Raw genomic sequence first — 18,730 nt, forward strand, 5'->3', positions numbered from 1 at the left:
GTCGGAGAGGGGGCGCCCGATGGCCGGCCCGCTGCGGTTCGCGGACCGCCTGCTCGGCCTTCCCCCGGCACCGGCGCGGCGCGTCTCGGTGGAGCGCGACCTGCGGATCCCCATGCCGGACGGGGTCGTGCTCGCCGCCGACCTCCGCCGCCCGCGCGGCGCCGGGCCGCTGCCCGCCGTGCTGATCCGGACCCCGTACGGCAAGGAGCGGCCCGCCCTGCGGCTGTTCGCCGGGGTCCTCGCGCGCCGCGGCCTCCAGGTCGTGGTCCAGAACGTGCGCGGCGTCCCCGGGTCGGGCGGCGAGTTCCGCGCCTTCCACCGCGAGAAGGACGACGGCCTCGCGACGCTCGCGTGGCTCCGCGCGCAGCCGTGGTGCGACGGCCGCGTGGCGATGGCCGGGGCGAGCTACCTCGGCTTCACCGCCTGGGCGGTCGCCCCCTACGCGGACCCGCCCCTGGAGGCGCTGGGGCTCGGCGTCACCGCGTCCGAGTTCGCCAGTTCGTTCTATCCGGGCGGTGCGCTGGCCCTTCACAACACGCTGATCTGGTCGTCGTTGATGGGCACCCAGGGCGACGGGGCGCGTCCCCTGCACAACCGGCGCGTGCGCCGGGCGATGCGGCACCTGCCCGTGGGCGAGGCCGACACGGTCGCGATCGGACGTCCCGAACCGTTCTTCCAGGAGGTCACCGGCCACGCCGGGTCCGGTGGCGACTTCTGGAAGGCCACCGACCACAGCGGCGGCGTCCCCGAGACCACCGCGCCCGCCACGATGGTGACCGGCTGGTGGGACCTCTTCCTCCGCCGGCAGCTCCGGGACTTCGCCGCACTCCAGGCCGCCGGACGCGACGTCCGCATCACGATCGGCCCATGGGGACACGACACGAAAGCCCTCCGCGCCATGCTCATCGACCAGGTCTCGTGGCTCGATGCCCACCTGAACGGCGGCAAGGCCCGGTTGCGTCAGGCACCGGTGAGGCTTCACCTCCAGGGAGCCGGTCGCTGGCTCGACTTCGATCACTGGCCGCCGCCCGGCACCAAGCCCACACCGCTCTATCTGTCCCGAAGCCTCTCCTGGGACGTGCCGGCCGATGCCGAGCGTGCCACGTTCGTCTACGACCCGCTCGACCCTACGCCGAGCGTTGGCGGCCCCCTGCTGTCCCCTGGGAAGGGCGGGCAGCGCGACAACACGCGGATCGAACGCCGTCACGACGTGGTCGTCCTCACCGGCGCACCCCTGGAACGCGACCTCGACATTATCGGCCCGGTCTCGGCGACGGTTCACGTCCGCACGAACACCGGGCACGGCGATCTGTTCCTCCGCCTCTGCGATGTCGACCGCGACGGCGTCTCCCGGAACGTCACGGACGGCATCCTCCGCCTGACCCCCGACCACGCCACGGCCGACGGGATCGTCCGCGCGGAGATTGAGATGCATCCGACCGCCTACCGGTTTCCGCGCGGGCACCGGCTCCGGGTCATGCTGGCCGGAGGCGCCTTCCCCCGGTTCGCCCGCAACCCCGGCACCGGCGAACCCGCGGGCGAGGCCGTCGCGACCCGCCGCACCCGCTTCGAGGTCTTCCGCGGCGCGGCGTACCCGTCGGCCGTCCACCTGCCCGTCCGGGACGGCGGGGTGTAGGCGTCAGCCGGGCAGCGCCCCTGACTCCGCGCGGAGCGCCTCGTACTCCTTCAGCACCTTCTTGCGCGCGCGGGCCGACAGGCGGTCGATGTAGAGCTTGCCCTCGAGGTGGTCGGTCTCGTGCTGGAGGCAGCGGGCGAGCGGGCCCGTCCCCTCAACCGAGATCGGCGTCCCGGTGACGTCGAAACCGTAGACGGTGGCCTGGTCGGGACGCGCCACGCGCGCGTGCGGGCCGGGCACGGAGAGGCAGCCCTCCTCGTCGTCGTCCAGGCGCCGGTTCTCCAGCGTCGGCAGCTCCAGGACGGGATTGACGACGGCCCCCTTGCGCCGCTCGCCGTCCTCGTCCGGGCAGTCGTAGACGAAGACGCACAGGTCCACGCCGATCTGGTTCGCGGCCAGGCCGACGCCCTCCGCCTCGTACATGCTGGCGAACATGTCGTCGGCCAGCTCCCGCAGCGCCGCGTCGAACTCCTCGACGGGACGGCATGGACGGTGCAGGACAGGCGTCCCCACCAGTGTGATCGGTCGCGCCCGTCCCGCCATCGCCCGTGCCTCCCGGCCCGCCAGGGTTCATTCCTTATACGTCGGTGCAAAAATACATCGCCCGCGTGACCGCGGAGCGTGCTCCGTTCGTCGCATACCGTCGCCCGCTCATCGACGCGGACGGCCGAAGCCTCGAACCCGCCGCCCCGCGTCGCTACGTTCGTCACATCCGCCGAACGGCCGGTGCGACCGCCGCTTCGGGGGGAGCGGCCGGTCCTGTACGCATCCGGGGCCGACCCGGCGGAACGGGGGGAAGAGGGGTCACTTCGGGGGAAGTGACCCCTCCGTCCGTTTCCGGGGGACTCGGGAGAATCCCGCCCAGCGTCTCCTCCAGCCTGCGGATCCGATACCGGACGGTCTTCGCGCATGAGCCCCCGCAGCAGCGGCACGGGCCGCGAACCCGCCACCACGTCGATCAACTCCGCGCTCTGCGCCGCCACCGGGCGCGGCGGATGCGCGGGCGGTGGACGGTTCTTTGGGGCTTGCCCGGCGTGTCGTGTCGGCGGGGTGGCCCGGCAGGGGAAGCGGTCGTCCGCGCCGGGTGATGGATCTTCCTTCGGGATGCCGGCTGGAATTCTTTGCAAAGGTCTTCTTGAGTTCGGCAAAAGACGTGGGGCTTGGCGAAAATTGAAGCTAGATCAGCGCGGCGGTGGGACGTTCCCGGCGTAACGGTGACGGCTTCCCGTATTGGCCCCGCCGTGGAAACTTGACGCGGCGGAGGTCGACTTCCGGGGCGCGCTGCGAAATGGTCTCCCCCATGTATTCACGATTGAAGGGTGCCGGGACGTCCGGGCCCACAAGATGGCTGCTCGCCTTTCTCGGCGCACGCGAACAGGCGATGCGCACCCATACCGGACTCGCCGCGGGACCCACGGAATGGCTGCTGGTCTTCCTGGAGGTCGAGCGCACCGAACTCGCCGCCCGGCAGCGCCCCGAGCGCGCCGCGCCGCTGCTGTCGCGCCGCGGCAGGCCCGAGGAGTCCCCGTTCGGGCGGCTGACCGCCCGCAGCGCGTAGAGGAACGCCATGACCATCGAGATGTTGCTCGCCGCCCTGATCGGCGGCGCGATCGGCCTCGCCGAGCTCATCGCGCGCTACCGCGACAAGCCGGTCGGCGCCCTGCTGTCCCCGAGCGGGCTGCTGTTCGTCTTCGTCAACGCCAGCGCGGCGATCGTCGCGCTCATCGCAGTGGCCGCCTCCGGCTGGACGTTCGGCCTGCCCGCGGCGACGCCCCCGGCCAGCCTCGCGGTGATCCAGGTGATGACCGCCGGGCTCGGCTCCGCGGCCCTCCTGCGCATGTCGTTCGGCCCCGCGAACGGCAGGGCCGGCGGCACCGGCCCCGTCGCCCTCCTGAACGGCATCCTCCGGATCGCCGACGGCGAGCTGGAGCGCAAGCGCGCCCTCAGCCGGCTGTCGCACAACGACCTGTCGGGCCTGTCGTTCGAACGCGACCACGCGGCCCTCGCCGAACTGTGCTGCCACCTCATGCGCGAGTTCGACCTGTCCGAGGCGCAGCGGCTCGGCGGCCTCGCCGCCGAGCTCAGCCACCGCGACGACCTCACCGACGCCGACAAGCTGGACTGCTGGGGCCTGGAGCTGACCCGGCTGGTCGGCGAGCGCGCCCTCCGGCAGGCCGCGCGCCGGCTGCGGGACCGCCCGCGCGACGAGCCCCGCCCGGCCGCGGCGGAGGAGCGGCCGGCCTCCCCGGTGCCCGACACCGACTACCAGCTGGAGACCACCCCGCCGCGCCCGTCCGCCGCCAAGACCTCCCGGCTCGCCGCGAGCACCAATGGCAGGACGGAACGCAAATCGTTCAGCGATGTCTGAGCACACGTGAGATACCGGTGCACCCCCGTCGGGTGCACCGGTATTTTGCTGACCCCGCGCTATCGCGGCCGGGCGGGCGCGTGCTTTTCCGGCTGTTCCGCGCGCTGCCGCACGGGCCGGGAAGGCCGCGCCGGGAAAGCGGCCGGGGCCGGCGGCGCGTTCTCGGGATCGCCCCGTTCCTCCAGGGCCGCGGCGATGCGGTGCAGCGCCTCCGCCATCGAGACCATCGCCTGCACCTGGGCGGCCGCCATGAGGTTCCCCGGCGAGGGATCGGCGGCCTGTGCCTCCGCGGCCGCGTCGCACGCCTGCTGGCTCCACCAATGCACGCGGCGATTCTATTGGCCCGGTCGAATTCCGCGCCGCCGCCGCGCCGCCCGTTACGGCAACCGAAAAGGAAAGGCTTTTACCCGTGACCACAGAACCCCGTGCGGCGCCGCCCGTCGCTCCGGCACCGCCTCGCTGGGCCGTGAAGCCGGTGCGGCAGCTCACCGCCGGCGAGCTCGCCGAGGCCCTCGGCTACCTCGAACGCCACCGTCCCGACGACGACGTCCTCGGCCGCGCCCTCGCCGGGGAGTTAGCCCGCCGCACCGCCGCCGCCGAGTTCGCCCGCCGCGCCGCCGACCGCGTCCCGCCTCCGTGTGCGCCGGATGCGGGCGGGAGGCCGCGTGCGTGAGGGTAGGGAGGGAATGGGAGGAACCATGGAGGTACGACTGCGCAGGGTGTACGACGACGCCTCGGCCGACGACGGGAAGCGGATCCTGGTCGACCGGGTGTGGCCGCGGGGCCTGTCGAAGGACAAGGCGCGGCTGGACGAGTGGGCGAAGGACGTCGCCCCGTCCACGGAGCTCCGCAAGTGGTACGGCCACGAGGCCGACCGCTTCGGCGAGTTCGCCCGCCGCTACGAGGCCGAGCTCGACGAGCCCGAGCGCGCCGCCGCGCTGGACCGCCTGCGTGAGATCGCGGGCGGCGGCCCGGTGACCCTGCTGACCGCGACCAAGGACATCGACCACAGCCAGGCGGCCGTGCTGGCGGCTCGCCTGCGCGGCGGCTGACCGTTTTCTGCGACGTCCCCCGGCCGCCCGCCCCGGGGGACGTTTTCCATGCCTTCTGCAAGGCTCTCTTTAATTGTATGGAACGCTGCATGGAACGCTCCTTTCAATCAGTTCTCGATTGGAAATTCCAAATCGCCTGATCGCGCGCCCTGTCAAGGAGCCTTGCAGCGCCTTTCATTGTTGAAAAGTCGCGATTGACCGCGCTGACCTGCGATGTTTACGCTCCCTTTGCGCAGGCTCCAGCGAGGAGGAATCGCATGCGTAAAGGGATCGCCATTTCCGCTGCCGTCGCACTGGCCGCCACCGCCGCACTGGCGGCGCCGGCCGACGCCGCCGTTCCCCGCAGGGTGCCCGGCCCCGACGGTGTCACGATCGAGATCGCGACCGTCAACGGGTCCGGCTGCCCGGAGGGCACGGCCGCCGTCGCCGTGTCGGACGACAAGGAGGCGTTCACCGTCACCTACAGCGACTACATGGCGGTCACGGGCGGTTCCTCCAGCCCGACGGAGTTCCGCAAGAACTGCCAGATCAACATGAAGGTGCACGTCCCGCAGGGTTTCACGTACGCGATCGCGTCCGCGGACTACCGGGGCTTCGCCTTCCTGCAGCCCGGCGCCACCGCCATGGAGAGGGCGAGCTACTACTTCCAGGGCATGCCGCAGACCAGCGCCGTCAGCCACACGCTGGCCGGCGAGTACATCGACAACTGGCAGTTCACGGACGAGAACGACGTGGCGCAGCTCGTCTACAAGCCGTGCGGTGAAGAGCGCAACTTCAACATCAACACCGAACTGCGCGTTTTCCGGGGCAGCTCGGACCCGGCGAAGACCAGCTTCATCTCGATGGACTCCACCGACGGCTCGATCCAGACCACCTACCACTTCGCCTGGATGACATGCCCGCCCCGGTAAGAAGGAGAGAACCGATGCGCAAACTGACCGCGTCGGCGGCCGGCCTCGCCGCTCTGGCGCTGGCGCTGCCGGCGGCCCCCGCCGCGTCCGCCGAGACGGCCGACTCGCCGCCGCCCGACCAGATCCTCATCGACGTGCTCACGGTGAACGGGTCCGGCTGCTCCGCCGGGACGGCGGCGGTGGCATCGGCGAGCGACAACACCGCGTTCACCGTCACCTACAGCGACTACCTGGCGCAGACCGGCGGGAACTCCAGCCCGACGGACTTCCGCAAGAACTGCCAGATCAACCTGCGCGTCCACGTCCCGCAGGGGTTCACGTACGCGATCGCGGGCGCCGATTACCGGGGCTTCGCGCACCTGCAGCCGGGCGCGACCGGCATGGAGCAGGCCAGCTACTACCACCAGGGCCTGTCGGACACCGCGTCGGTCAGCCACACCATCAAGGGCGGCTACTCCGACAACTGGCAGTTCTCCGACCGGACCGACGTCGCCGAGCTCGTGTACAAGCCGTGCGGCGAGGAGCGCAACTTCAACATCAACACGGAGCTGCGCGTGTACCGGGGCAGCTCGGACCCCGCGAAGACGAGCTTCATGGCGTTCGACTCCGCCGACGGCAGCGTCAAGACCACCTACCACTTCGCGTGGAAGGAGTGCCCCGCCTGATCCCCCCTCTCCGCCGGGCCGCGTCCAGACCGGGACGCGGCCCGGCGGCCGTTCCGTCCGGCGCCGATACACCGCCATAACCTGCGGCAGGGCCTGTCACGTGCGCTGATGCGCACGTCTTACAGTGGAGGGGTCTTCGAGGAAGGGATCATCACATGCCGTTGGCCCCCCGCCTGCCGGCCCCACCCGAGATGTTGTCTGCCCTAGAGGAGACGTACGACAGGGTGCTGAGGCGCGATCCGGGCGAGGCGGAGTTCCACCAGGCCGTCCACGAGGTATTGGAGTCCCTCGGGCCGGTGCTCGCCGCACGTCCCGGCCTGGCCGCAGCCAAGCTGGTGGAGCGCCTGGTCGAGCCGGAACGTCAGATCATGTTCAGGGTGCCCTGGCAGGACGACCAGGGCCGTGTCCAAGTCAACCGCGGCTTCCGCGTCGAGTTCAACGGGGCGCTCGGCCCCTACAAGGGCGGACTGCGGTTCCACCCGACCGTGAACCTCGGCATCGTGAAGTTCCTCGGTTTCGAGCAGGTGTTCAAGAACGCGCTGACCGGGCTCGGCATCGGCGGCGGAAAGGGAGGCAGCGACTTCGACCCGCACGGCCGCTCCGACGAGGAGGTCATGCGGTTCTGCCAGTCGTTCATGACGGAGCTGTACCGGCACGTCGGCGAGCACACCGACGTCCCCGCCGGCGACATCGGCGTCGGAACCCGCGAGATCGGCTACCTGTTCGGCCAGTACCGCCGCGTCACCAACCGCTGGGAGGCGGGGATGCTGACCGGCAAGGGCCAGCTGTGGGGCGGTTCCGCGGGCCGGACGGAGGCGACCGGGTACGGCAACGTCATGTTCACGGCCGAGATGCTGCGGCGGCGCGGCGAGGACCTGGACGGCCAGCAGATCGTGGTGTCCGGTTCCGGGAACGTCGCGATCTACACGGTCGAGAAGGCCCAGCAGCTCGGCGCGAACGTCATCACCGTGTCCGACTCCGGCGGCTACGTGGTGGACGAGAAGGGCATCGACCTCGACCTGCTCAAGCACGTCAAGGAGGTCGACCGCGGCCGCGTCTCCGACTACGCGGACCTGCGCGGCGGCTCGGCCCGGTTCGTCCCCGGCGGCTGCGTGTGGGACGTGCCCGCCGACATCGCCCTGCCGTCCGCGACGCAGAACGAACTGGACGCCGCCGCGGCGCGGACCCTCGTCCGCAACGGCGTGAAGGCCGTCTCGGAGGGCGCGAACATGCCGACGACGCCCGAGGCCGTCCACATCTTCCAGGAGGCCGACGTCGCGTTCGGCCCGGGGAAGGCCGCCAACGCCGGCGGCGTCGCGGTGAGCGCGCTGGAGATGCGCCAGAACGCCAGCCGCGCGTGCTGGTCGTTCGCACGGGTCGAGGAGGAACTGGCCTCGATCATGACCGGCATCCACGAGAAGTGCTACGAGACGGCCGAGCGCTATGGCGCGCCCGGCGACTACGTCGTGGGAGCCAACATCGCGGGCTTCGAGCGCGTCGCCGACGCCATGCTCGCCCAGGGCCTCATCTAGGCCCGCCTCTGCCCGGCCGCAGGCCCGGGCAACCGTTTCCGACGGGTCGTCCGCCTTCAAAGGCGAGGGCGGCGATACCGCGCCGGACGAGGGAACCGAACGCCTCCGGCAATTCCCGATACCTTCACGGCTCTTCCGGACGCCCGGGGGAGTGTCGGATTCGCGCTGTACCTTGATCGGCATTGTCGCCGTTCAGGAGTTCCGCCCGTGCCGAACCGCAAGCATCTCCCCGAGTTCGCGGGGCTGCCGACCGTCGATTTCCCCTCGCGCGAGACGTTTCCGCCGGAGCACGGGCTCGTTCCGGCGAAGGCCGATCCGGGGGCGTTCGCCTGGCGGCTGCGCCTGATGCCCTTCGGGGAAGAGGAGGACTTCCGTACCTTCCTCGAGCGCTTCATCGCCGAGATCGACACCGCCGCCGTCACCGCACTGATCATTGGGAATTGCTGGGACCCCGGTCCGGCCAACGACCATGTGGACGCCGTCCGCGACGCGCTCGCCGAGCGCGCCGGGGCGTTCCCCGCGCTGCGGGCGCTGTTCTTCGGTGAGGTCACCCGCCGGGAGATCCCCCAGTTCTCCTGGATCGCGCAGACCGATGTCTCCCCGCTCTTGGCCGCCTTTCCGCATCTGGGCGAGTTCGTCGTCCGGGGGGCGGACGAGATGAGGTTCGGGGGGAGCTGGGGGGAGTTCAAGCTCGCCTGGAACGTCTCCGGGCACGAAGAACTGCGACGCCTGACCTTCCAGACCCATCGGCTCGACCCTTCCGTGGTGCGCGACGTCCTCTCCTCGGATCTTCCGGCGCTGGAGCACCTGGAGTTGTACCTCGGCTCGGCGGACGGCGACGGCGCCTCTCCGGAGGATCTGACCCGGCTGCTCGGGGGCACGGCGTTCCCGGCCCTGAAGTCCCTCGGCCTGCGCAACGGCCAGGACACCGATTCGCTTGTCGCGGCGTTGGCCGACGCGCCCGTCACCCGCCGCTTGGCCGTCCTCGACCTGTCGCTGGGCACCCTCACCGACAAGGGCGCCGGCGTTCTGCTCGACGCCCCCGCCTTCCTCGGCCTGGACCGCCTCGACCTGCACCACCACCACATGTCGGAGGAGATGACCGAGCGGGTCCGCGGCCGGTTCGCCGCCGCGGGGGTCGGCATCGACGCCGGTGGCCGGCAGGAGGCCGACGAGGAATACGACGACGAGTACGACGACGAGGAGTACGAGGAGGAGCCGATCGCTCCGGCGATCGTCCGGTGAACATCACGATGCAGGCCGACCACGTTCTTTGAACGCGTTCAGTTTCGAGGTAGGATCCCGAATGCACGAAGGAGTGGGGCCCATGCGGATCGTGATTCCCGGAGGAACCGGCCAGGTCGGCACGATCCTGGATCGCGCCCTGACGGCCGCGGGCCATGAGGTCACGGTCCTGACCAGGAGGCCGTCGCGTGAGCGCGAGGTCGCTTGGGACGGCCGCACGCCGGGCCCCTGGACCGAGGTCGTCGACGGCAGCGACGTGGTGATCAACCTCGCCGGGCGCAGCGTCAGCTGCCGCTACACGCCCGCCAACCTCCAGGACATGATGGACTCCCGCGTGCACTCCACCGAGGTGGTGGGCGAGGCGATCGCCGCCGCCGCGCGGCCGCCGCGCGTCTGGCTGCAGATGAGCACCGCGACCGTCTACGCCCACCGCTTCGACGCCCCCCACGACGAGGCGACCGGCGTGATCGGCGGTGCCGAGCCGGGCGTCCCGGCGTACTGGGCCTACAGCGTCAAGATCGCCAGGAACTGGGAGCGGGCGCAGGAGCAGGCCGCGACACCCGCCACCCGCAAGGTCGCCCTGCGCTCCGCCATGGTCATGAGCCCCGACCGCGGCGGAGTCTTCGACGTCCTGCTGTGGATGGCGCGCCTCGGCCTCGGCGGGCCGGTCGCGGGCGGCGCGCAGTACGTCTCCTGGATTCACGAGCACGACTTCGTCCGCGCGATCGAGTTCCTGATCGACCGGGACGACATCGCCGGGCCGGTGAACATCGCCGCCCCGGGCCCGCTGCCGCACCGCGCGTTCATGCGGGCCCTGCGCGCCGCGTGCCGCATGCCGGTCGGGCTGCCCGCGACCGCGTGGATGGCGGAGCTGGGGGCGCTCGCGATCCGCTCCGACACCGAACTCCTGCTGAAGAGCCGCCGCGTCGTCCCGGGCCGCCTCCTCGAAGCGGGCTTCACGTTCGACCACCCGAGCTGGCCGGACGCGGCCGGGGAACTCGCGGCCCGGCGCCTGCGTCGCGCACGGCCGCGGCGGGTTTCCGGAATGCGTGTCCGGGCAGGTGAGTGACCGTTGCCGAACGTTGTCGTCTCCAGCGCGGGGGGTTTGGGACATGGCATCGGGGTGGTACGGATCGGGCGGCGGCATGGACCCGTTCGAGGAGATGCTCGCCCGCTTCTTTGGATCGCGGGCGCACCGCCGTCCGATGGAGCGGATCAGCATCGCGCGGCTGATGAGCGAGCCCGCGCGGGAGCTCGTGCGGGACGCGGCCACGCAGGCGGCGCAGTGGGGCAGCGTCGACCTCGACACCGACCACCTGCTGTGGGCGGCGACCCGGCAGCAGGGCACCCGGCACTGGCTGGAACGGGCCGGCGCCGACCCGGACAAGATCAAGCAAGAGATCGAGGAGCACGTCCGCCGCGGTGAGCCGCGGGACGTGCCGCCCGAGCTGACGCCGTCGGCCAAGCGCGCCCTCCTGGACAGCCACCAGGTCTCGCGGGCGCTGGGGTCGTCCTACATCGGGCCCGAGCACCTGCTGTTCGCGCTGGCGCTCGACCGCGGCTCCGGCGCGGGCCGGATCCTGGACGCCGAGCACGTCACGCCGGACACGCTCCAGTCGGCGGCGACCGGCGGCGGGCAGCATCCCCCGGGCGGTCCCGGCGGCGGGCAGCAGACCGGCACCCCGACGCTGGACGAGTTCGGCCGCGACCTGACCGCGCTCGCCCGGGAGGGCCGGATCGACCCGGTGATCGGCCGCGAGGACGAGATCGAGGAGACCGTCGAGGTCCTGTCCCGGCGCACCAAGAACAACCCGGTGCTGATCGGCGACCCGGGCGTCGGCAAGACCGCGATCGCCGAGGGGCTCGCGCAGCGGATCGTGGACGACGACATCCCGGAGACGCTGCGCGGCAAGCGGCTGGTGCAGCTCGACCTCGGCGGCGTCGTCGCCGGCACCCGCTACCGGGGCGACTTCGAGGAGCGGCTGAAGAAGGTCGTGGACGAGATCCGCGCGCACGCCGACGAGCTGGTGATCTTCATCGACGAGATCCACACGCTGGTCGGCGCGGGCGGCGCCGAGGGCGCGATGTCGGCGGGCAACATGCTGAAGCCGCCGCTGGCGCGCGGCGAGCTGCACGTCGTCGGCGCGACGACCATCGACGAGTACCGCCGCAACATCGAGAAGGACGCCGCGCTGGAACGCCGGTTCCAGCCGATCCTGGTGCCCGAGCCGTCGGTGGACGACAGCATCGAGATCCTGCGCGGCCTCCGCGACCGGTACGAGGCGCACCACCGGGTGCGGTTCACCGACGAGGCGCTGGTCGCGGCCGTGGACCTGTCCAGCCGGTACCTGACCGACCGCTTCCTGCCGGACAAGGCGATCGACCTGATCGACCAGGCCGGTGCCCGCGTCCGGCTGCGCTCCGGGCGGGACGGCGGCCGCCGCGAGCTGGAGGACCGGCTCGACCGGCGGCGCCGGGAGAAGGACCAGGCCGTCGCCGACGAGGACTACGAGCGGGCGTCCGAGCTCCGCGACGAGGTCGCCCGGCTGGAGCGGGAGATCGCGGCGATCCGCGACAACGGCGGCCCCGCCACGGTCCCGGAGGTGACGACGGAGGACATCGCCGAGGTCGTCTCGCGGATCTCCGGCGTGCCGGTCACCCAGCTCACGCAGGCCGAGCGGGAGCGGCTGACGCGGCTCGAGGAGCACCTGCACGAGCGCGTGATCGGGCAGGAGGACGCCGTCGCCGCGGTGGCGCGCGCCGTCCGCCGGTCCCGCGCGGGGATGGGCGACCCGGACCGTCCGATCGGCGGGTTCCTGTTCCTCGGCCCGACCGGCGTCGGGAAGACCGAGCTGGCCAAGGCGCTCGCCGAGGCGCTGTTCGGCAGCCGCGACCGGCTGGTCCGGTTCGACATGAGCGAGTTCCAGGAGCGGCACACGGTGAGCCGGCTGATGGGCGCGCCGCCCGGATACGTCGGGTACGAGGAGGCCGGGCAGCTCACCGACGCGGTCCGGCGGCAGCCGTACTCGGTGATCCTGCTCGACGAGATCGAGAAGGCGCACCAGGACGTCTTCAACGTGCTCCTGCAGCTCCTGGACGACGGCCGCCTCACCGACGCGCAGGGCCGCACCGTCGACTTCCGCAACACCGTGGTCATCATGACCAGCAACCTCGGCTCCGAGCTGATCACCGGCCGGACCGACATCGGGTTCGGGACGGCCGGCGGCGAGGGCGCCGCGCTCAGCGACCGGATCATGCGCCGGCTGCGCGAGGCGTTCCGGCCCGAGTTCCTCAACCGGATCGACGAGATCATCGTGTTCCAGCGGCTGGAGGCGGGGCAGCTCCGCCAGATCACCGACCTGCTGCTGGACGAGACGCGCCGCCGCCTCCGCGCGCAGGACGTCGACGTCACCTTCACCGCCGAGGCCGTCGACTGGATCGCCGAGCGCGGCCACCAGCCCGAGTTCGGCGCCCGCCCGCTGCGCCGCACGATCCAGCGGGAGGTGGACGACCAGCTGTCCGACCTGCTGCTCGCCGGAGACCTGCGGCACGGCAGCCACGTGCGGGTCTCCACGGTCGACGGCGGCCTGGAGTTCCACGTCACGACCGAGGAGACGGAACCGGCGACGGGCGAGGGGCTACAGTCGTCGTCGTGACGACGACGGCCCCCCTCACCGGCTCCCTGCAGCTCCCGGACGGCACCTGGATCCGGGGGCGCGGCCTGCGCAACCCGATGCCGGACGGCCCCGTCCCCGGCTTCGGCCTCTACCTCGGCCACGGCAAGCTCCGCCGCAAGCACGAGCCCGCGCTGACCTGGCCGTCCGTGTGGCTCGACTGGCCCGACTTCCGGCTGCCCCGCGACCGGGACGAGGCCGTCCGGCAGATCCGCGCGCTGCACGAGCGGGCCCGCTCGGGCGAGCCCGTGGAGGTCGCCTGCGGGGGCGGTGTCGGGCGCACCGGGACGGTGGTCGCGTGCCTCGCCGTCCTGTCCGGCGTGGCACCGTCCGACGCCGTCGCGTGGGCGCGCGAGCACCACCACCCGCGGGCCGTGGAGACGCCCTGGCAGCGCCGCTGGGTGGCCGCGTTCCCCGGCTGACCCGCCGCCGGCCGACCCGCCGGGTCAGCCGCCGAGGATCAGCGACGCCGCGTGCTCCCCGATCATCATGCTCGGCGCCGCGGTGTTCCCGCCGGTGATGCTCGGCATGATCGAGGCGTCCGCGACGCGGAGCCCCTCCACACCGCGGACGCGCAGCGCGGGGTCGACGACGGCGCGCTCGTCCGCGCCCATCCGGCAGCTGCCCACCGGGTGGTAGACGGTCGTCGCCCGGTTCGGCAGCTCCCTGGCCATCGTGGCGCGGTCGGGGAACTCCGGCCCGGGGGACAGCTCGGCGGTCACGTCCCCGGCGATGAGCCGGTTCGCCATGATCTCCCGGACGAGCTCGATGCCGTCCAGCAGCAGCCGGGCGTCGTCGGGCTCGCTGAGGTAGCCGGGGTCGATGACGGGCGCGGCGGCCGGGTCGGCGGACGCGAGCCGCACCGTGCCGCGGCTCTTCGGGTAGATCAGCGTCGGCATGATCGTGAGGGCGGGGCGCTTGTCGACCTTGTGCCGGGTCGGCGCGTCCTGGTTGGGGAACGGGTACGACCACGGCAGCGCGTGGATCTGCAGGTCGGGGATGTCGCCCGCCTGCGGGCTGCGGACGAACCCGACGGCCTCGAACACGCTGCGCGCCATCCACGTCCCGCCGCGGGTCCACTCCTTGAGCAGCCCCGACGCGAAGTAGGGCGCGGTGCCGCGGTTCCGGGCGGTGCCCATGACGAAGGTCATCGGCACGAACATGTGGTCGTGGAGGTTGTCGCCGACGGGCAGGTCGGCGTGGACCTCGATGCCGTGCTCGCGGAGGTGCGCGGCGGGCCCGACCCCCGACAGCATCAGCAGGTGCGGCGAGCCGAACGCGCCCGCCGCGAGGATCACCTCCTGCGTCGCGTGGATCGTTCCGCGGTCCTTGCCGTCGACGATCTCGACGCCGGTGGCGCGGCCGTCCCGGACGACCACGCGCCCCACGGTCGCCTTGGTCAGCACGGTCAGGTTGTCCAGGCCGTGGTCGTCGAGGTAGCCGACGGAGGAGCTGTAGCGCAGCCCGTCGTGGGCGCTCTGCTGGAAGATCGACGCGCCTTCCTGCTCCTCCCCGTTGTAGTCGTCGTTCCGCTTCACGCCCGCCGTGTCGGCCATCGCCTCCAGGAACGCCTCGGACGCGGGCGTGAGGTCGCGCTGCCGGGTCACCTGGATCGGGCCGCCCGCGCCGCGCAGGTCGGTCGCGCCGTCCTCCCAGTTCTCCATCCGCCGGAAGCTGGGCAGGACGTCGTCGTAGCCCCAGCCCTCACAGCCCTCCGCCGCCCAGTCGTCGTAGTTCCTGCGGTGGCCGCGCACGAACAGCAGCCCGTTGATCGACCCGGAGCCGCCCAGCACCCGGCCCCTGGTCTGCGGGATCTTCCGGTCGAGCGCGTTCGGCTGCGGGGCGCTGTAGAAGCCCCAGTCCAGCCGCTTCTTCAGCTGCGGGACGTTGTGGAAGATGGCGATCAGCCCCGGCTTGCGGACGAGCGCGGTCCGGTCGGATCCGCCCGCCTCGACCAGGACGACGTCCGCCCCCGACTCGGCCAGGCGCTTCGCCAGCACGCAGCCCGCGCTGCCCGCCCCCACGACGACGTAATCGGCGGTCCGATCCATGTGCACCTCTCAGCGTCCGTGAGGCGACCACTGGTGGGGACCCGCGCCTGGCCCGATCGCCCGGATGGCTGCACGGTAGAAGCCCCCGGCGCCCCCGCCAACGCGAGTCCCGGTGACCGGAACCGACCGGCCACCGGGCGATCCGCCCCCCGGGATCAGGACCGGGGTCAGGACCGGGCGGCCTCCGGCTTGAGCCGGTAGGACAGCAGCACGACCCCCGACGCGTACGTCTTCGTCTCGTTGACCTCGAACATCGCCCGGGTGCCCTCGCGGAACAGCAGCCCGTCGCCGCCTGCCCGCCCGAAGAAGAACGGGTGGATCCAGAGCCGGAGCTCGTCGAGCAGGCCGTGCTCCATCAGGGTGTGGGAGAGCCTGCCGAACCCGTACTGCACGATGTCGCCGCCCGGGCCGTCCTTCAGCCGCGCGATCTCGGCGGGGACGTCGCCGCCGATGACGGTGGAGTTCGCCCAGTCCGCCTTGTCCATGGTGGTGGAGACGACGTACTTGGACACCGCGTTCATCTTGTCGGTGTACGGGTCGCCGGACCGTCCCTGCCACACCGAGGCGAAGCTGTCGTAGGTGTGCCGGCCGAACATGACGCCGTCGCAGCCCGCCAGCACCTCGGTCTGCGCGTCGGTGTCGTCCGTGGCGTCGAGCGACGGCCAGTCCTGCGGGTCCTTGATGACCCCGTCGATCGTGACGAAGGTCGAGTTGATGATGCGTCGCATGATTTTCCTCCGATCTCGAACCGTGGCTCCAGCCTCGTTCCGCGACCGGTGCGCGGGCATCCGTGGCGCCACTGAAGCACCACGGAGGCCACCGAGGCCCCGCGGATCGGTCAGACTGGCGTGGTGACCCGCGAGCGGCCTGTGGAGATCACCGAGCGCGAGGCCGAGGTCCTCGCCGCGCTCGGCGCGCGGCTGTCGAACGCCCAGATCGCCGGGCGCCTGCACATCTCCGTGCGCACGGTCGAGAGCCACATCTCGTCGCTGCTGCGCAAGTACGGGGTCGCCGACCGGTGGGCGCTCGCGGACGAGGCGTCCCGCCGCACCCCGCCGCCCGGCCACCTGTCCGGCCTCCCGGCGCCGCGCACGGCGTTCTTCGGCCGCGCCGCCGAGCTGGACCTGGCCCTCGGCCTGTTCGGGGACACCCGGCTGGTGACGCTGCTGGGCACGGGCGGGATCGGCAAGACGCGGCTGGCGGTCGCCGTGGCGGAGTCCGCGGCGTCCGCGTTCCCGCTGGGCGGCGCGTTCGTCGACCTGGTGCCGGTGCGCGACGGCTTCGTCGCGGAGGCGGTGGCGTCCGCCCTCGGGGTGACCGAACGCCCAGGGCAGGCACTGGAGGACGCCGTCGCGCGGCACCTCGGCCGCGGGCGGTCGCTGCTCGTCCTGGACAACTGCGAGCACCTGCTGGACGCCGTCGCCGCCTTCACCGAGCGGCTGCTGTCCGGCTGCGCCGCGGTGACCGTGCTGACCACCGGCCGCGAACGGCTCGGCGTGCCCGGCGAGCGGACCGTCCCGGTGCCGCCGCTCCCGCTGGACTCCGACGCCGAACGGCTCTTCCTCGACCGGGCGGCGGCCGCCGACCCCGGTTTCACCGCCGACCCCGCCGACGTCCGCGAGCTGTGCCGCCGCCTGGACGGCATGCCGCTGGCGATCGAGCTGGCGGCGGCGCGCAGCGCGTCGCTCGGCGCGCCGGGCCTGCTGGCCGCCCTGGACGACGTCCTGCGCCTGCTGAGCGGCGGGCGCGGGTCCGTGGCACGGCACCGGTCGCTGCGCGCGGTGCTCGGCTGGAGCCACGACCTCCTCACCGACGACGAGCGGGTGCTGTTCCGCCGGCTGTCGGTCTTCGCCGGCGCGTTCGACCTCGCGACGGCCGCCGCCGTCGCGGCGGATCCCGGCACGGCCGCCCCCGGCCGCACCGCCGACCTGCTCGGGCGGCTGGTCGACAAGAGCCTCGTCGCCGGTCCCGCGCGGGGCCGGTGGCGGCTGCCGGCGACGGTGCGCGCGTTCGCCGCCGAACGGCTGGAGGCCGCCGGCGAGGGCGACGCGGTGCGGGACCGCCACCTGCGGTGGGCCACCGAGACGGCCGCCGAACTGGAGGACCGGCTGGACGGCCGGATGGACGGCGGGACGCGCGCGGGCTTCGACGCCGTCGCCGACGACCTGCGGTCGGCCCTCGCGGGCGCGCCGCCCGGCCGCGCCGTCGTCCCGCACCGGCTGGCCCGCTCCCTCGCCCACCTCACCTACGCCCGCAGGTTCCTGCGCGAGGTGCCCGGCCACTACGAGGAGGCCGCCCGGCGGGCGCCCGACCCGGGCGAGGCCGCCGCCGACCTGCGCGCCGCCGCGGACGCCGCGCACGCGCTCATCGACACGGGCCGCGCCTTCGAGCTGCTCCTCGCCGCGGCGGACCGGGCCCGCGCGGCCGGTGCCGGGAACGCCGAGGCGGTCGCGCTCGCGTTCGCCGTCACGACCGCCGAGCGGCACCCGTCCGGGTTCGCGGCCGAGATCCCGCACGGGCGCCTCCGGGACCTCCTCGCCGCCGCCGCGTCCGCCGGGGACGACCGGGACCCCCTCGTCGCCGCCCACCTCGCCGCGGCGCGCGCCTGGAACGCCCGCGAGGAGAAGGTCGCCCCGGAGCCGTCCCTGGTCGGCGGCGCGGTGGCCGCCGCCCGCGCGACCGGCGACCCGGTGCTGCTCTGCGGGGCGCTCGACGCGGCGGGGATCGCCGCGCTCACCGCCGGGCGGTTCCGCGAGGCGCACCGCGTCGCCGCGGAGCGGGTCGGGCTGCTGCCCGCGATGCCGCGCGACGTCCCGTACCCGGCCCCGGAGATCACCGACGCGTTCCACATGGGGTCGTCCTGCGCCGTCGCGGCCGGGGACCTGCCCGCCGCGCTGGCCGCGGCCCGGCTCGCCGCCGCCGACGACCTGATCGGGGAGCGGTCGCCGGTCGCGGTGAGCACCCTGCTGCCGCCGCTCGTCCTCACCGGCGGCCTGCGCGAGGCGCTGGACCACGCGCCGACCCTGTGGGGGGTGTGCGAGCAGGCGGGCAGCCCCCTCGCCTGGGTCGCGCCGGCGGTCGCGGCGGTCGCCCTCGCGCACGGGCTGCTCGGCGAGGAGGCCGGGTTCCGGGTGTGGCGCGCCCGCGCGGAACGCGTCGCCGGCGCCGCCCGCTCCCGGTACCTCGCCTCGTTCGCCGCGTTCGTCGACGCCCGGATCGCGCTGCGGTCCGGAACGGCGGACGCGAGCCCGGCTGAATTGGTCGACGCGGCGTTCGCGGACTTCCCGCCGCAGGACTGGTACCGGACGTACGCCCGTGCGGCCGGTGCCGAGCTGGCCGTCGCGGCCGGGCTCCCCGACGCGGCCGAACGGCTCGCCGCCGCTCGCGACGCCGCGGCGGAGAGCGACTGGGCCGCCGCCTCCCTCACCCGCGCCGCCGGACGCCTCCACGACGACCCGGGCGAACTGTCCGCCGCCGCCGAGGCGTGGGAGCGCATCGGCGCCCGTTACGAGCGGGCCTGCACGCTGCTCCTCATCCCCGGCAGGCTGGACGAGGGCCGCAAGGAACTCGCCGACATGCACGCACCCTGACGGACC

The 18,730-nt window shown here is 73.0% G+C and carries 17 protein-coding genes; 13 read left to right on the forward strand and 4 right to left on the reverse strand.

The window, feature by feature from the left end; genetic code table 11:
* The first annotated feature begins 19 nt into the window (after positions 1-19).
* Positions 20-1,636, forward strand: coding sequence for a CocE/NonD family hydrolase (locus E1266_RS00075; protein ID WP_132042333.1), 1,617 nt, complete (start codon positions 20-22; stop codon positions 1,634-1,636).
* 3 nt (positions 1,637-1,639) lie between these two features.
* Here E1266_RS00075 and def read toward each other — a convergent pair whose 3' ends face one another.
* The gene (gene def, locus E1266_RS00080) at positions 1,640-2,179 is read right to left on the reverse strand and encodes a peptide deformylase (RefSeq protein ID WP_132042335.1); all 540 of its coding nucleotides are present in this window, start codon (positions 2,177-2,179) and stop codon (positions 1,640-1,642) included.
* Between the two features lie 757 nt (positions 2,180-2,936).
* Here def and E1266_RS00085 point away from each other — a divergent pair.
* Together E1266_RS00085 and E1266_RS00090 are read left to right on the forward strand one after the other, a co-directional pair.
* Positions 2,937-3,194 (forward strand): hypothetical protein, encoded by a 258-nt coding sequence (locus E1266_RS00085; protein ID WP_132042337.1) that lies wholly within the window; start codon positions 2,937-2,939, stop codon positions 3,192-3,194.
* Positions 3,195-3,203: 9 nt separating this feature from the next.
* Positions 3,204-4,004 (forward strand): hypothetical protein, encoded by an 801-nt coding sequence (locus tag E1266_RS00090; RefSeq protein WP_132042339.1) that lies wholly within the window; start codon positions 3,204-3,206, stop codon positions 4,002-4,004.
* A gap of 59 nt (positions 4,005-4,063) precedes the next feature.
* Here the strand turns inward: E1266_RS00090 and E1266_RS00095 are convergent, their stop codons facing one another.
* Positions 4,064-4,330 (reverse strand): hypothetical protein, encoded by a 267-nt coding sequence (locus E1266_RS00095; protein WP_132042341.1) that lies wholly within the window; start codon positions 4,328-4,330, stop codon positions 4,064-4,066.
* Positions 4,331-4,413: 83 nt separating this feature from the next.
* On the opposite strand from E1266_RS00095, the gene E1266_RS00100 reads away from it, so the two are divergent.
* From E1266_RS00100 to E1266_RS00140, 9 genes are all read left to right on the forward strand, one after another.
* On the forward strand, positions 4,414-4,677 hold the full coding sequence (locus E1266_RS00100; protein ID WP_132042343.1) for a hypothetical protein: 264 nt from the start codon (positions 4,414-4,416) through the stop codon (positions 4,675-4,677).
* 25 nt (positions 4,678-4,702) lie between these two features.
* On the forward strand, positions 4,703-5,056 hold the full coding sequence (locus E1266_RS00105; protein WP_132042345.1) for a DUF488 family protein: 354 nt from the start codon (positions 4,703-4,705) through the stop codon (positions 5,054-5,056).
* 257 nt (positions 5,057-5,313) lie between these two features.
* Entirely contained in the window at positions 5,314-5,967 is a 654-nt protein-coding gene (locus tag E1266_RS00110; protein ID WP_132042347.1) for a DUF4360 domain-containing protein, read from the forward strand.
* Positions 5,968-5,981: 14 nt separating this feature from the next.
* On the forward strand, positions 5,982-6,632 hold the full coding sequence (locus E1266_RS00115; protein ID WP_132042349.1) for a DUF4360 domain-containing protein: 651 nt from the start codon (positions 5,982-5,984) through the stop codon (positions 6,630-6,632).
* Between the two features lie 191 nt (positions 6,633-6,823).
* Complete coding sequence (gene gdhA, locus E1266_RS00120) at positions 6,824-8,164, forward strand: NADP-specific glutamate dehydrogenase (protein ID WP_132042548.1); 1,341 nt, start codon at positions 6,824-6,826, stop codon at positions 8,162-8,164.
* A 207-nt stretch (positions 8,165-8,371) separates the two neighbouring features.
* Positions 8,372-9,409, forward strand: a complete 1,038-nt coding sequence (locus E1266_RS00125; protein WP_132042351.1) for an STM4015 family protein — start codon at positions 8,372-8,374, stop codon at positions 9,407-9,409.
* An 82-nt stretch (positions 9,410-9,491) separates the two neighbouring features.
* Entirely contained in the window at positions 9,492-10,478 is a 987-nt protein-coding gene (locus E1266_RS00130) for a TIGR01777 family oxidoreductase (protein WP_132042353.1), read from the forward strand.
* Between the two features lie 43 nt (positions 10,479-10,521).
* Positions 10,522-13,065 carry an ATP-dependent Clp protease ATP-binding subunit gene (locus E1266_RS00135; protein ID WP_132042355.1) on the forward strand — a complete coding sequence of 848 codons (2,544 nt, stop codon included), beginning with the start codon at positions 10,522-10,524 and terminating at the stop codon, positions 13,063-13,065.
* Positions 13,062-13,505, forward strand: a complete 444-nt coding sequence (locus E1266_RS00140; protein ID WP_243718132.1) for a protein-tyrosine phosphatase family protein — start codon at positions 13,062-13,064, stop codon at positions 13,503-13,505. The genes E1266_RS00135 and E1266_RS00140 overlap by 4 nt, the downstream gene beginning before the upstream one ends.
* 24 nt (positions 13,506-13,529) lie before the next feature.
* Here E1266_RS00140 and E1266_RS00145 read toward each other — a convergent pair whose 3' ends face one another.
* Positions 13,530-15,134: an FAD-dependent oxidoreductase gene (locus tag E1266_RS00145; RefSeq protein ID WP_132042357.1), complete on the reverse strand. Its 1,605-nt coding sequence runs from the start codon at positions 15,132-15,134 to the stop codon at positions 13,530-13,532.
* Between the two features lie 167 nt (positions 15,135-15,301).
* A complete protein-coding gene (locus E1266_RS00150; protein WP_132042359.1) occupies positions 15,302-15,862 on the reverse strand; it encodes a dihydrofolate reductase family protein in 561 nt (186 codons plus the stop codon).
* 123 nt (positions 15,863-15,985) lie between these two features.
* On the opposite strand from E1266_RS00150, the gene E1266_RS00155 reads away from it, so the two are divergent.
* On the forward strand, positions 15,986-18,724 hold the full coding sequence (locus tag E1266_RS00155) for a LuxR C-terminal-related transcriptional regulator (protein WP_132042361.1): 2,739 nt from the start codon (positions 15,986-15,988) through the stop codon (positions 18,722-18,724).
* Positions 18,725-18,730 lie beyond the last annotated feature (6 nt).

Source organism: Actinomadura sp. 7K534 (assembly GCF_004348575.1).
Taxonomy (GTDB): Bacteria; Actinomycetota; Actinomycetes; order Streptosporangiales; family Streptosporangiaceae; genus Spirillospora; species Spirillospora livida.